Here is a 14,678-nt window from a genome sequence, read left to right on the forward strand (position 1 = left end):
TCCTTGTGCAACGCATTCTGAACAGTCCGCCCCACCATTCATCAGGGCAGCCTTGGAGCCGGGTAGTATAGGGAAGTTCGAAACGCAGTCACCGTCGATCTCAGTGCTCGAGCAACGTCTTCTTGATGGGTTCGCTTCTGCGAGCAAAAGATACGCACCTACCGCTGCCTGTCACACAGCGCAATATTTTGACTTCGGCCTGTGGCAGCTCCAAGCCGAAAGTAGACCTAAGTGAATATACTGGGTCGATGCTGTTGAAAAAGTCCGCTGCAATCGTAGCCGCGAAAAACGGTGCAACGGAGATTGAAATCTGCCGAGTTTTGAGCGGCTAACCGGCTCAGATTTTTCGTACCAGCGCGCAAATGATGTGCTGTCTAGCCCCAACCTCAGATTGCAGTGATTACTCCGACTTTTTCAACAGCATCGGTCGTTATCTGCCTTCCGCTACAGCATTTTCGTTACAAGCAGTTGAGGACGTGGAGATAGGCAGTAACCCCGTCCAGTACATGTGCACCAGCACCCGAAGAGCGGTGGAGGCAGCCCTTACGGTGCTGGTGCAAGGGACGATTAGCTACAAGTCCTCAGGACCCAAATAGTTAATATTCAACTCCCCAACATCCTGGCCGACTTCGACCAAAAGCAACCCTTTATGCGCGATATTGATACGGGACTCAAATCGTCCAACCGGGCTACCGTCGCTACTCAGTACTTGAACCTGTCCATTCCACTTATGTAGCTGCACAGGCGTTCCAGGAGGTGGCGGAACTTCCCGCCAAGTCACTCCACCGCGATAGCTACGATTAGCCCAAACTTGACGCTCTTGGGGCTCGAAGCCCTCGGTGAACTCAACCCACAGCTGTCTTGTTTCAGGAGTTGGCCAATTCGGGAGGATGCTGAACTGAGCCAGTTCTACTGAGCGGAGCCATTGGCGAAGCCCCTCGCTGCTATCGAAGCTTGCATTGGTGTCGGTAACTGCTTTGATTGCGGCCAACCGAGAGCTGAAGCCTGCTTGGATCAGCAGGGATGCGGCGCGGTTTAACGTACCGGTTTCAACGGCAGCGACTGCCAGGCTAAGCTCAAAATTATCCATTGCCAAAGCGTATACCGTATCGCCATTGGCCTGAGCCCTGACGCGAATTGCTTCCATGGCCCATGGCAGGCGATAAACGAGGCCGTTCTCAATAAACCGCATGGTTTCAGCAGCTTGTTCGGAGGTATCGCTGGTCAGAGCTTCTCCTAGGAGCCATTTACGTAGGAGATCCCGCCAATTAGCTGGCAGTACATCAGGTTTGAAGGGATAGAAGGTGAAGACGTGTTCGGCTATGGCGGTGAGCGCTACAACCGCAGCAGCATCATCTCTTTGAAGTATTTCAGCGTTAGCTGTAACCAGCAGCGGATTGAGTATCTCTGCCCGAGCATCTAGAGTTTGTCCAGTAGTCAACCCAATGCCCGCTAGGAAGTAGCCCCGGCGCTGCGCGACGGTTGTTTGGCCCCAAATCAGCTCGGCCCGTGATTTGAGGCCAGCTTGCAAAGCTTGCTGCTCGTGCTCATTACGCCGTAGCAATCGACGCTGCCATAGTGATGATTGCAAAATATCGTCAAGCGCTGACTCGATATCATCGTCCTCAACTTCATTTTCCCCAAGTAAGCTCAGGACTGCTGTGTCGAGCGTGGCGATGTGCTGTTCCCACTCCGCCCGGGCGGCCTCAATTTCCTCGGGTTTTTCCTCATCTAGCACCGGAAAACTCCACGCCGTCGCGTTATTGGTGACGTATTCAACTAACTGGTTGAGGTCTCCGCCGGTACGCCTCCACATGCGGTTCAGCAGAGCAATCACGAGTTGGACCAGACCGCTCTCCATGTTACGTGCCCCTAGGTCGCTAATTAGCCCTTCCCAAGCGCGACGCCGCGTCGGTACCTTGTCAAATATGGGGAACAACACCACACCTTCAACATCGACGTACGCCCGGCCTGCCCGCCCGATCACGTTCTTAAACTCGGAAATCTCAATTCGCTGACCAGCTCGGTATAGCGAATGCATGACTACCGCCGTTGCGGACAGATTTAGCCCCTGAGCTAAGGTTGGTGACGAAATGGTTACTTTGAGGATTCCGTCGCGCAGCAGACGCTCAACTTCCTTCCGGTAGGCTGTGGGCAGCGCGCCATGGTGCAGCGCCACCCCTATTCGCAGGCATCTAAGAATGGCGCTGTCAGTCCCGAGCCACTCTTCGCCCAGCACAATGGCAGTGTTAAGTAGTGCCGGGTCGACCTCAAGCAGGGACCGAAGCGCTCCGCGTTCGTGGAGATCAACGACTACGTCAGCGTAGGGTTCCACACTGCTTCGTTGTGGGCAGAAGATGAGCACGGTCTGACCATCATCAATCAGACGCCAAGCCGTGGCGAGACACAGTTCACGCTGATCGCAAGGAAAAACCTTCGTCCTTCGGCGTTTTGGCCGCACCCAAACGGGGGGAATGAGCCCGAGCAGATAACGCTGCACCCACGGACGTTCATCTCCAACTCGCAGGTTGAGACGGGCTGTAGAATGCGCGGAGCTCCAGATGACCTCGCCGAAGCGAAGACGGGTCGGCCGCCATTCGTTTTTGATCACTTCGCCTGGGTGATCCTTTCGCAGCCAATTGGCAAAGTCTTCCAGTTGGTCACCATCGGGAAGGATTGCCGATAGGCATACAATCCGTCTGTGTGCCGCGTCAGGACGGCGCAGCAATCGCTGGATCTGCACCTCATAACGTACTTCGCGTTCATTTAGACCGATCATGTGGCCTTCATCGAATACCAGCAGCCCCACATCGTCGAGGATGTCAGGGTCATTTCGCAGCGCGAAGTCGATTTTCTCTGGCGTTGCAACAATGATGTCGCGGCTGCGGATCGAATCTTCGTCAATGCCGCTGACCCCGATGCTTCCGTAGAGTGCCGAAATGGTTTTACCTAGAGGACCGAACGTCCTCTGCAGGGTAGCCTCGGTCTGTGCTGACAGCGCGCGCAGAGGGGTGATAAAGGCCACGCGCTTGCCGCCCGCCAAGCATCGAAGAATGCACAATTCGGCAATGCGCGTCTTGCCGGCGCTGGTCGGGAGCGACACCACCAGGTCATCGGCTTGGTCAGCGGCACGCTTAGCTGCTTCGATTTGTGAGGGCCAGAGATCGAACTCGGCACGAGGTCGCCGGAATAACACGGCGATGAACAGCCCGCGTAACTGGGCCCAGTCCATTGCTTCGCCACCGGCAGGCTGAGGCGGGACGTTAACGTGGAACGTGCTAGACCAAAGGTCGGTTACCAAGTGGCTCGCGATACGATACGCCCACCACTGGGGCAGCATGTTCAGCTCAGCAGAAATTGCGAGTCCAGTCGCAAAGCGTTCCTGGGCTTGCTGGAGCAGTGCCTGTTCTCTCCGCTCGATTGCCGATATGAACAAGGCCATAGCAGCCATGAAGGTATCCGTTAGCGCGGTGTCCAGCCCTGCGAGTAGGAAGTCATCGCTATCGCCGGGCAAATCGCCTGCCGCGGCGATTCTATCCAGGTTGGCCTGGATGCCTGCGGCAATGACAGCATCGCTGCCGATCTCCGCTGCGCGATAGTCGAAGACCTGCATGCGCAGCGCATCGAAGTCTCTGCGCATCAGCAAAACGAGGGCGCGCTCTGTGAGGGTGAAGTTCTCTCCGCTCACCACCATTTGCAGCAACGAATAGGAGCGCGCAGACAGGTGCGCTAAGTGATAACTCGCCGCGGCCATGACAAAGTGAAAGTCGCGATCAACCTCGACCGGATTGCCTCGGGCAATAACCGCCTCCAGCGCGGTTGCAGCTTGCTCGAAAGCTATCCGCGCTTGGGTCGAGTCCCCTTGAAGTTCTCGGAGCCGCAGCCCCAGCCCAAGAAGGGAGTAGCCATAGGAGTGCAAGTCGTAACTCAGTTGTGGTGCAAACTCTGGGGCATCCGGCGGCAGCACTCCATCACGCCAAATGATCGCTCTAGCCTGACCGCGAGCAATAAGTCGACCGCGAAACCCGGTGGTTGCAGCTTCCGCGATACTCGCGGCGATGGCTTCAGGTGTTGTTGGCATTAGCGATCACCCGATCATAGACAGCACCCACAAAGAGTGCGTGCTCTTGCACATGCAAGCCAACGGCTCGTTGCGTGATGTGGCCTGGATAGTTTTGGAGGGCGCTGGTCAACAGTCCTACAGGTGCATTACCCGAAAAAGTGAACAGCAGATGTTCAACCTCCTGTGGCTGGATGCCGTGCAAAAGTTGTGCATCATCGATCGCATCAGCCAGTGCCACATTGCCGGCCTCTAAAAGGCGTTCGGCAACGAAAGCGAGTGCATGAGCGGATGGTAATCCACCATCCTTATCCAATCCTGCCCGAGCCTCTTCAAGCACCTGTCTGGAAAGCGTGACACGACTTTTGGCTTCGGTTTTAAGGAAGCGCAGACGCTGTGTGGCCGGGTCTTGCAGTATCCCGATGACATCGTCGCCGCGCATCGCCATGTTACGGTGATCCTTCCAGCGAAGTCGTTTGATCAGGGCACGAAAGCCACCACTCAGTGAGTCGATCCATTCCGTCGCGTAGATCTCACCCAAATCACCTGAGCGAATCTGCTTGCTTGTCGGCAGCTTGCCTTCGATTAAATCAGCTGCGGCGTGCTTTCCCATGCGAGCAAGCGCCCGTGCAATACGCTCCTCTGAAGCGTAATGACCTGGGATGATCGACGCTGTCGCGTTGATTCCTGTCTGGCGGTTTGCCGCTTGTTCAGTCAGCACCTTGCAGGAGTGGTTCCCCACCACGCCATCCGTGCAATCACACCAATCGTTGAACTGCGCCATTCCGTTGCTTCCCTGGACCCGTTTAACCAGTTGAGGGGGGCGTGACACCCCTCGACCATTCGCTCATCAATGCTCATTGAACTTTCTTCGATCATCTACTGGATCAGCTTTCGCCTAGGGCTACGGCTAGCGCCTGTGATACCCCAGATTCTCCGGGCAATACCAAGTATTAATCAAGTACAGCGCGGTAAAAGCTTCCGGGTGAGGTGCTAACCACGAATGGCAGCCAGAAGTCAGCCAGATCATCTCTCCACGCAGAAAAACCACGGAGCCGAACAGGCAGTATGCTCGGTTCAGCGCGGCTTCGATGTTCAGCGGCAAGTGCGGTAGCTAAACGGTGAGGAGTGCGAGCGGAGAAGACCGCAACAACGCTGCCGAGACGCGGCGGCAGGTTTTGTCGGATTTGGTCCAACTCCGGCTTACAGCTGATTCACCCAAACTGGCAAAGGCCGTCAATTCAACGCTGACAGATTGGGTGGCAAGGACCCGCCACATGCAAGCGCGAGAGCACATCCATCAACCGCACCCGATGGCAATCAGACCGGACTAAGGCGCCGGGACGCTTACTAGCTTATCCCTGCTCTCGCCCTGAGCGACGTATTGGACTTGCCCCTAAAAAACCGGACACCAACTCCCCGTTAAATTGATGCTGCGGCCAAGCGCCTGAACTCCCTCGGCGAGCGATATTTCAGGGCGCTGTGCGGATGCTCCTCGTTGTAATGCTCGAAGGCAATGGCCAGGTTGCGTAGCGCCGTTTCTCGATCCGGCTTGGGCATGTGCGCCACGTAATCACGCTTGATCGTCTTCACGAAGCTCTCAGCCATGCCGTTGCTCTGCGGGCTGCGTACTGGCGTGGTCACCGGTTGCAAACCGATCTGCCGAGCAAACAGGCGCGTCTGTTCGGCGGTATAGGCCGAACCGTTATCGCTTAGCCATTGCACCGGCGTGGCGGGCAGTTGGTCGCCAAAGCGCTTTTCCACGCTCTCCAGCATCAAGTCACGGATATCATCACCGCTGTATCCCGTTGGACTGGCGACCCAGCCGATGGCTTCGCGATCACAGCAGTCCAGGGCGAAGGTCACGCTCAGTTTGGCGCCGTCCTCGCAACGAAACTCAAAGCCGTCCGAGCACCAACGCGTATCACTGGTTTTCACGGCAATACGGCCTTCGTGTCGACGTGGCACGCCGGGCTGTTTGAGTCGACGCTCAAGCAGCAGATTGTGATCACGCATGACCCGGTAAACCCGCTTCGCGTTGATCGCGGGCAGCAACTGGGTTTCACGTGCGCGACGCAGTAATCCCCAGACACGACGGTAGCCATAGCTGGGCAGCTCGCTGACCTGTTGCTGGATTTCAACCACCAGTTCAGCGTCGTCCACGGGCCTGTTTCGCCGTACCTTGGGCAAGGCTGATTGCTTGATTCGAACCGTTAATTGCGAGCGCGCCACACCGAGACATTCGCTGACCAGCTTCACTGGTCGTCCCCCGGCAACAAGGGTGAGTGCGCAATCCATTTTCGCGAGCGGGCGATCTCCACGGCCTCTTTGAGGATTTCTGCTTCCATCGTTTTCTTGCCCAGCATCCGTTGCAGTTCACGGATCTGCTTGAGCGCATCGCTCAGCTCCGAGGCAGGCACCACGGCTTCGCCAGCACTGACCGCCGACAAGCTGCCGTCCTGGTACAGCTTGCGCCAGAGGAACAGCTGGTTGGCATTGATGCCGTTACGCCGAGCCACCACCGAAACGCTTTGCCCTGGCTCAAGACTCTCGCGAACCATGGCCAGTTTTTGCTCTGGGCTCCAGCGGCGCCGCCGCTCCTGGCCCAAAAGCTCCCCACTCTTATCGTTGCTGTTAGTCATAAACATAACCGTTTGCCTATCCCTTATCGTAAGGGGGAAACAGTGTCCTGTCTTTCATGGGGCTCGTTCACCAAGCGACTGAGCCCGGAATCCCTGGATGTCATGCAGGACTACATCCGCCATCACTACCTGAAGTCCACGAAGCCACCGGGGCTGATGGTCTACAAAATGTTCGAGACACACATTGAAGAGTTGAACCGCCAATCCGACATCAAGTTGGATATCCCCTCGCCTTCCACTTTTTACCGTGCTCTGAAGGTGCTTCCCAGCTACACGGTGGACGTCGCCCGGCTTGGCCGAAAGGCCGCCGAAAAAAAGCATGGTTTTGGCCAAGGGATCCATTGCCCTGACCGGTTGTTGGCGCGGGTCGAAGCCGACACCCAGGAAGTTGACGTACAACTTGTGGGGGACGACGGCCTGTACATTGGTCGCGCTTACCTCACCGTGTTGTTGGAGGTACTCACCAGCTCTGTTATTGGCTGGAGCCTTTCGTTTACTCCGCCGTGTTTCGAAAAGACGGCCAGTGCACTGCGTCATGCGCTGTCTGCGCGTCAAGACGGCTCACCGGCCGGGCTCATGGAAGAACTAGTCGTAGATAACGGTGCAGAGTTCTACAACGCGTCGTTGCTGAGGATAGCCAACCGCCTAGGGTTTACCGTTCGCTTTTGCTCCAAGGGACAGCCCAATCAGAAACCGCATATCGAATCATTTTTCCGCACGTTGAATTTGCAACTCATTCACGGGCTCGACGGAACGACAAAATCGAATCCGATGATGCGAGGAGATTATGACTCTGAAGGCGAAGCCGTAATGACGCTGGAAGAGTTGCGCAACATCGTCACAGATTGGATTCAAAACTATTACAACAAAACCGCCCACGGCCACCGCCATCTGCCCGCCAACGTCCTGTGGGAGCGAAAGTTGGACAAAATGAATCCGCCAAAAGTCTTCACTGCTGAAGCCATCAGGTTTATTTGCATGGCAACGCACTTCAGCACCATCAATCGCGGTCGTGTCCGGTTCAAGAACTTGAGCTGGAGCGGCCCAGGCCTATCCCATGTCCAGAGTAAATTGATGCCTGGGCAAAAGGCTGACGTCCTATACGACCGCACAAACCTCGGCACTGTCTACGTGCGTGAACCGAGCAGCGGGGTCTTTTATGAGGCCAATGCGGTGCATGAATACCAATACGGCCTGTCCTTGTATGAACACGAACTGGTTCAACAAAAACTGAAGGATGAGGCAAAACTCTTCACCGGAGAGGAAGCCAGGAAGACGTTGCCCCGCATCTGGCAGGCCCTGAGCGAGAGCAAGACGAACAATGCCCGGCGTAAGCGCGCTCGCCTGCGCGACCCTCGTAATAATGAAGATCACTTCAACACCCCACTTGGCGAAATAGCGGTCGATACGCAGTACATCGACAAAGACATTCAGCTTTCTGAGGAAATCGACTTTGAACTTATTGACGACATGCCTGATGACGATGCCGACGACTACGAAACTTTCCAACTGCCCAGGAAGCAATAATGAACGCCGAAATCAAAGACAAGCTCATCCAATTTGCACAATTTGTCGTGAACCACCCTGAGTATGCCGAGGCAATGGATTGCATTTCTCGCAGCATCGACGCCACGCTGACTCGCGGGGAGCCTGCATCTGCACTCCTTACTGGCGAGCCGGGCACGGGGAAATCTACGGTTTGCAAGATCGCCTTGAGCCATTTTGGGGAGAGGAGGATCGTCACTACAGAAGCAGGCACTACTGAGATCGTCCCGGCTTTTTACTGCTCCCTCCAAGCTGGCGCGACAATCAAGAGCCTCACCACTTCCATGTTGCAGGAGCTGGGTTCCAACAACGTGACTGGCAACAGTTCGACCCTTTTCAAGCGTCTGGTCACTCTCCTTCAAACCTGCCAGACCAAACTCATTGTGCTGGATGAGTTTGACAACTTGCTTCGCAAGGGAGCAGAGAAATCTCGCGAGCAGGTATGCGATTGGGTGAGAACGCTCTTGAACGAAACACTGGTTCCGGTTGCGATTGTGGGCATCCCCAGCTGCGAAGAAATCATCAACGCGCACCCACAGCTTTCACGAAGATACCCATATCGGCACAAGATGAATCATTTCACGTACTCCGCACTAGACCCTGCGTCCGTACTCAGCAAAACGTTGCGAGCGTTCGGTGCCGCGATCAAGAAAATCGGAGAGTTCGATAAGTCCATCAGCTTGAGCACAGACCAGCCACTCAAGGCCATGTACCTAGCGACCGGTGGGAACATGAATGGCATCCGCCAGATCCTCAACGACGCCTTCAGAATCGCGCTTCTTCGTAACGATGGGAGCTTCGGATTTGGCGATTTGATCAGCGCTGCCGACCTGTCTGTTATCCCAACAGCCCAATATCGAGGCAATGCCTTTCGTCTGCCACTTGAGTCACTAGACAAAGTCATCTCCGGAGCGAAGGGAAAATGAATATTTTCCACCTTGCTCATGCCTGTCATGAGGAGAGCCCCCGGAGCGTAATGATCCGCACCGCTTACGCGAATGGGTTTGGCTCGGTCTCGGCCATGGCTAGAGCCTTTGGGGCAAAGGAATCACTCCAACCCTTCGCCTGGCAGATGAAGCACTCGAAACTCGTTGGTCAACTGGCCAGCCACGAACACCTCAATGGCCAACAGTTTCAAGAGAGCTTCTACACGCAGCTGGGGCGCACCAGCGAAAGTCCAGTGGAGGTCATGGGGTTGGCCGTGCCTTCGGCCAATATTCGGGCTGATGCCTTCAGCATTTGCCCCGATTGCATCAAGGCGGGCACGCACTCGTCGATTCTTGATCTCAGCTGGCTCCAAAGCTGTCCCGAACACGATTGCAAGCTAGAGTCGGCCTGCCCTCAATGCCTTCGCACAATCCGTTGGACTCAGATTTCAGGGGCTCATTGCCAGTGCGGGTTTGATCTACGCAACACCCCGAAAACATACTGGCATTCGCAGAGTTCGCATTGTCTGCTGAAGATTTTTAGGACAAAAGATCAGGCTGCCTTGGGTCGATTCATTTTTGCACTGAAGGCGCTCCGATACACCAAGCACTCAGACCAAACTCAGGAAATCCTAGAAACCGCCGCTCGGGTCGCCGATTGTGACACTGAGATATTTGAGGGGCTGCTGGAGACGTCCAAACTGCTGTACCCGTGCCTTACGCTGAGGCCACTTCTTGCGCCTTGGATGGCCTCGGAAGACGCATGGATCAAAAGCCAAGTGCAACATTTGCTCCATTCCAAATCCGATATGGCAGAAGCCAAAGGAACGTGTAAATGTATCCGTCCGGCCAAGTCATCTACCCAGCCCTGCAAAGCCAAGACATGGTGTGCACTTAAATTTAAGTGGGCACCAGTTCGAGCCTTTCAAGCGGGTATTTCATGCAACCACAACGCCGTTCCTACTCCAAATCCTTCAAAGTCCAAGTCATTCAAGAGTGCGCCCAGCCCGGCGCCTCGATTGCCAGCGTCGCGCTGAGCCATAGACTCAACGCGAACCTCGTCCACAAGTGGATTCGAGGGCAAAAGCAAAAAAACACGGAGCTGCAACCTGCTTTTATTCCGTTCCCCATGCAGCTAGCCGGAGCAAATTCGCAAACTGCATCATCGAATATCTGCGTTGAAATCCAGCACCCGCGTGGCACTGTCAAAGTGAACTGGCCGACCGAAAGCGCGGCTGCCTGCGCCACCTTTCTGCGAGATCTGTTGCGATGATCCGCATCGACTCCATCTGGCTGGCGACGGAGCCCATGGACATGCGCGCCGGCACCGAAACCGCGCTGGCGCGGGTGGTCGCCGTGTTCGGTGCGGCGCAGCCGCACTGTGCTTATCTGTTTGCCAATCGTCGCGCCACGCGCATCAAGGTGTTGGTACACGATGGCCTAGGTATCTGGCTGGCGGCCCGCCGCCTGCACCAGGGCAAATTTTTCTGGCCGGGTTCTCGACACGGCGCTCACGTGGAATTGGGCGCTGAGCAGTTGCACGCTCTGGTGCTGGGTTTGCCCTGGCAACGAGTCGGGCCGGGCGACGCTATTTCCATCGTGTGACGCCTGCCATGGCCAGCCTGGCCGCGCAATTGTCCGATGAGTCTATCGCCGGTATTGGCCTGCTCTGGCAAAATCGGCGGCATGACTTCGCTTTCCAATCTCGACCAACTAAACCCTGACCAACTGCGCGCGCTGGCCGCGCAGTTGATGCAGCGCGTCGAGACGATGGACAAGCAAATCCATCGTCACCAAACGGTTATCGAGAAACTGACCCACGAGATCGCGCAGCTCAAACGCTTCAAATTTGCCAAGCGCAGCGAGCAATTAAGCCCGGATCAAGCCAGCCTGCTCGATGACCTGATCGACACTGACATCGCAGCCATCGAAGCCGAGCTTGCAGCTCTGCAACCGGCTCCCGTGCCGACCGAGGCTCGTCAAAAGCCCAAGCGTACGGCTTTGCCGCCGCAGTTTCCGCGCACCCTGATCCATCACGAACCGGACAACACGCAGTGCACCTGCGGCTGCGCCCTCAAGCGCATCGGCGAGGATGTCAGCGAGAAACTCGACTACACGCCGGGCGTGTTCACCGTCGAACGCCATATCCGTGGCAAGTGGGTCTGCGATCAGTGCGAAACCCTGATCCAGGCCCCGGTTCCGGCGCAGGTGATCGACAAGGGCATCCCGACAGCAGGCCTGCTGGCCCAGGTGATGATCGCCAAGTACGGTGATCATTTGCCGCTGTATCGTCAAGAAAAGATCTTTGCCCGGGCTGGCCTGGCCATCCCGCGCTCAACCCTGGCGCAGTGGGTCGGCACCTGCGGTGTGCAGTTGCAACCGCTGGTTGATGCGTTGCGCGAGGTGGTGCTTGGACACAACGTGGTGCACGCTGACGAAACGCCGGTACAGATGCTCACGCCGGGCGCGAAGAAAACTCACCGCGCCTATGTCTGGGCCTACGCTACCAGCTCGTTTGCCGACGTAAAGGCGGTTGTTTACGACTTCAGCCCCAGCCGCTCGGGTGAACATGCCCGCGCTTTCCTGCAAGACTGGAAGGGCCAACTGGTTTGCGACGATTTTGGTGGCTACAAGGCCAGCTTTGCACTCGGCGTCACCGAGATCGGCTGTATGGCTCATGCCCGGCGCAAGTTCTTCGAGCTGCACGTCACGAACAAAAGCCAGCTTGCCGAACAGGCCTTGCGCTACATCCAGGTGCTATACGAAATAGAGCATGAAGTCCGCGACCTCGCACCTGACGCTCGACGACGGATACGCCAGGAAAAAGCCGCGCCAGCGATGGATGCGTTGCATGCCTGGATGACCGCCCAGCGCCAGCTTGTGCACGATGGGGTGGCTATCGCCAAGGCTCTGGATTACAGCCTCAAGCGCTGGGCGGCGTTGTCACGCTATCTCGATGACGGCGCGGTACCCATAGATAACAACCACGCCGAGCAGCAGATAAGGCCGTGGGCGCTGGGTCGCAAGAACTGGCTCTTTGCCGGGTCGTTGCGCAGCGGCAAACGTGCGGCGGCACTGATGAGCCTGATCCAGTCGGCCAAGCTCAACGGGCATGATCCGTACGAATACTTGAAGAACGTACTGGCGCGGCTGCCGACGCAGCGGGCGAGCCAGATCGCCGAGCTGTTGCCACATAATTGGATGCCGTTACGCAACCTGTAATGCCCATTCGCTTACGTGTAAATGCTCAGCACTTCAGCTTTATCAGGATGAGATGATTCACGCGCTGAAAATTTCACAGACCAAGCTTCGCTCATTTCTGACTCGTGATTTGGTTCAACGCGAAAAGGGTGACGATACTCGGTGGAAATACTCCGCCAAGAAGCTATGCATGCTGCTTGAGCAACCGACGGGACTTCTCCTGCCAACCGAGCAACCCTCCATCTCGGAAACTTCAACTCAAGATTGCAGCACGCACCTAACCATCGAAGAGACTGCTATCCGCCTGGGCGTATACCCGCAGGCAATTCGTAGCGCCTACTCACGGGGCTTCATGCAGACCGGAGTCAGGAAAGGCCCCCATGGCAGGAGATGGCTCCAGGTGGCTGCGGTAGATCACTTCTCGGAAAATTTCGTGTTCATAGGTCAACTCGCTACGGATCTCGGCCTCCCCAGAACGACCCTTTCAGCAAAACTCCTCCACCTCGGGGTAACTCCGATTTCTGGGCCAGATCTTGATGGAGGGCTAATAACCGTTTACCGCCGCGATGACATCAATAGCAGGATCCAAACCTCTCTACATAACGTTGCTCACTACAAATCCAACGCTGGAAGGAAACCCATAGGCTCCGCCAGCTTCACCGGAGAGGAATCCACATCAAGTACTGATACGGCGCGCGCTCTTGGTGTTGTACTGCACGATTTGAAGCACCTCGAACAACAAGGCTTTATCACCCGAGCAAAAAATCTGAAGACTGGCCGCCATTTCACCAGCAGCTCGGTGGCAAATGCCAAAGCACAACTTGAGAACATGATCTCGCTCAAGCGTTTTTCAGCTCAGCTCGGCATGACCCCACAGACGCTCTCCAGAAGATTTATCCAAAGCGACTTTCTGAAATACCTCCGCATAGGAAGTAAAACCCTAGTATCCCTAGAGCAAATCCGTCGAGTGCAGGAGTGAACGAGCCCCATGAAAGACAGGACACCGTTTCCCCCTTACCATAAGGGATAGGCAAACGACTGTGTTTATGACTAATAGCAAAGATAAGAATGTGGAAATCCTCGGCCAGGAGCGGCGTCGCCGCTGGAGCGTCGAGCAAAAGCTGGCCATGGTTCGCGAGAGCCTGGAGCGCGGCCAGAGCGTGTCCGTGGTCGCCAGGCGCAACGGCATCAACGCCAACCAACTGTTCCTGTGGCGCAAGCTTTACCAGGATGGCAGCCTGTCGGCGGTCAGTGCCGGCGAGGCGGTGGTGCCTGCGTCCGAGTTGAGCGATGCGCTCAAGCAGATCCGCGAACTGCAACGGATGCTGGGCAAGAAAACGATGGAAGCGGAAATCCTCAAAGAGGCCGTGGAGATCGCCCGCTCGCGAAAATGGATTGCGCACTCACCCTTGTTGCCGGGGGACGACCAGTGAAACTGGTCAGTAAATGTCTCGGTGTGGCGCGCTCGCAATTAACGGTTCGAATCAAGCAATCCACATCGCCCAGAGTGCGGCGAAGTAGACCGCTGGACGATGCTGATCTGATCGCCGAAATCCAGCAGCAGGTCAGCGAGCTGCCTAGCTATGGCTATCGACGGGTATGGGGTTTACTGCGCCGCGAACGCGAAGCCAAGTTGCAGCCCGCGGTCAATGTGAAGCGGGTTTATCGGGTCATGCGAGACCACAATCTGCTGCTGGAGCGCCGGATCAAGCAGCCTGGTGTGCCGCGTCGGCACGAAGGTCGCGTGGCGGTAGAGACAAGCGATACCCGCTGGTGTTCGGACGGGTTTGAGTTCCGCTGTGAGGACGGCGCAAAGCTGAGCGTGACCTTTGCGCTGGACTGCTGCGACCGCGAAGCCATCGGCTGGGTTGCCAGCCCGACAGGCTACAGCGGGGACGATATTCGCGACCTGATGCTGGAAAGCGTGGAGAAGCGCTTTGGCGATCAGTTGCCGACAAAGCCGGTGCAGTGGTTGAGCGATAACGGCTCGGCGTACACCGCGGAACAGACACGCCTGTTTGCTCGCCAGATCGGTTTGCAGCCAGTGACCACGCCAGCACGCAGCCCGCAGAGCAATGGCATGGCTGAGAGCTTCGTGAAGACGATCAAACGTGACTACGTGGCCCATATGCCAAAACCGGATCGGGAAACGGCGCTACGCAACTTGGCGATTGCCTTCGAGCATTACAACGAACAGCATCCGCACAGCGCGCTGAAATACCGCTCACCGAGGGAGTTCAGGCGCTTGGCAGAGGCATCAATTTAACGGGGAGTTGGTGTCCGGTTTTGCAGGGGCAAGTCCAA

Annotated in this window: 11 protein-coding genes; 8 read left to right on the top strand and 3 right to left on the bottom strand. The window is 56.5% G+C overall.

Translation table 11 applies throughout. The features are described from left to right. Positions 1–571: 571 nt before the first annotated feature. From NVV94_RS20525 to NVV94_RS20535, 3 genes are all read right to left on the bottom strand, one after another. Positions 572–4,081 (bottom strand): DEAD/DEAH box helicase, encoded by a 3,510-nt coding sequence (locus NVV94_RS20525; protein ID WP_258444198.1) that lies wholly within the window; start codon positions 4,079–4,081, stop codon positions 572–574. Beyond that, positions 4,065–4,844: a DUF1837 domain-containing protein gene (locus NVV94_RS20530; RefSeq protein ID WP_258444199.1), complete on the bottom strand. Its 780-nt coding sequence runs from the start codon at positions 4,842–4,844 to the stop codon at positions 4,065–4,067. Before NVV94_RS20530 ends, NVV94_RS20525 begins: the two co-directional genes overlap by 17 nt. A gap of 638 nt (positions 4,845–5,482) precedes the next feature. Next, positions 5,483–6,702, bottom strand: a protein-coding gene (locus NVV94_RS20535) for an IS3 family transposase (protein ID WP_408733423.1) whose coding sequence is annotated in 2 segments (ribosomal slippage) — positions 5,483–6,357 and positions 6,357–6,702 — 1,221 coding nt in all. Because the reading frame shifts where the segments join, the coding sequence is not laid out codon by codon here. Positions 6,703–6,804: 102 nt separating this feature from the next. Here NVV94_RS20535 and NVV94_RS20540 point away from each other — a divergent pair. From NVV94_RS20540 to NVV94_RS20570, 8 genes are all read left to right on the top strand, one after another. Beyond that, entirely contained in the window at positions 6,805–8,229 is a 1,425-nt protein-coding gene (locus NVV94_RS20540; RefSeq protein ID WP_258444201.1) for a DDE-type integrase/transposase/recombinase, read from the top strand. Beyond that, the gene (locus NVV94_RS20545; RefSeq protein ID WP_258444202.1) at positions 8,229–9,173 is read left to right on the top strand and encodes a TniB family NTP-binding protein; all 945 of its coding nucleotides are present in this window, start codon (positions 8,229–8,231) and stop codon (positions 9,171–9,173) included. Before NVV94_RS20540 ends, NVV94_RS20545 begins: the two co-directional genes overlap by 1 nt. A 50-nt stretch (positions 9,174–9,223) precedes the next feature. After that, entirely contained in the window at positions 9,224–10,210 is a 987-nt protein-coding gene (locus NVV94_RS27015) for a TniQ family protein (protein WP_408733521.1), read from the top strand. Next, positions 10,114–10,446, top strand: coding sequence for an IS66-like element accessory protein TnpA (gene tnpA / locus NVV94_RS20550; RefSeq protein ID WP_258443077.1), 333 nt, complete (start codon positions 10,114–10,116; stop codon positions 10,444–10,446). Before NVV94_RS27015 ends, tnpA begins: the two co-directional genes overlap by 97 nt. Next, a complete protein-coding gene (gene tnpB / locus NVV94_RS20555) occupies positions 10,443–10,778 on the top strand; it encodes an IS66 family insertion sequence element accessory protein TnpB (protein WP_258443103.1) in 336 nt (111 codons plus the stop codon). Before tnpA ends, tnpB begins: the two co-directional genes overlap by 4 nt. 81 nt (positions 10,779–10,859) lie before the next feature. Beyond that, a complete protein-coding gene (tnpC, locus tag NVV94_RS20560; protein WP_258443102.1) occupies positions 10,860–12,395 on the top strand; it encodes an IS66 family transposase in 1,536 nt (511 codons plus the stop codon). A gap of 52 nt (positions 12,396–12,447) precedes the next feature. Beyond that, positions 12,448–13,353 (top strand): hypothetical protein, encoded by a 906-nt coding sequence (locus tag NVV94_RS20565; protein ID WP_258444203.1) that lies wholly within the window; start codon positions 12,448–12,450, stop codon positions 13,351–13,353. Between the two features lie 67 nt (positions 13,354–13,420). After that, positions 13,421–14,640, top strand: a protein-coding gene (locus NVV94_RS20570; RefSeq protein WP_408733424.1) for an IS3 family transposase whose coding sequence is annotated in 2 segments (ribosomal slippage) — positions 13,421–13,760 and positions 13,760–14,640 — 1,221 coding nt in all. Because the reading frame shifts where the segments join, the coding sequence is not laid out codon by codon here. Positions 14,641–14,678 lie beyond the last annotated feature (38 nt).

It is taken from the genome of Pseudomonas sp. LS1212 (genome assembly GCF_024741815.1).
Lineage (GTDB): Bacteria > Pseudomonadota > Gammaproteobacteria > Pseudomonadales > Pseudomonadaceae > Aquipseudomonas.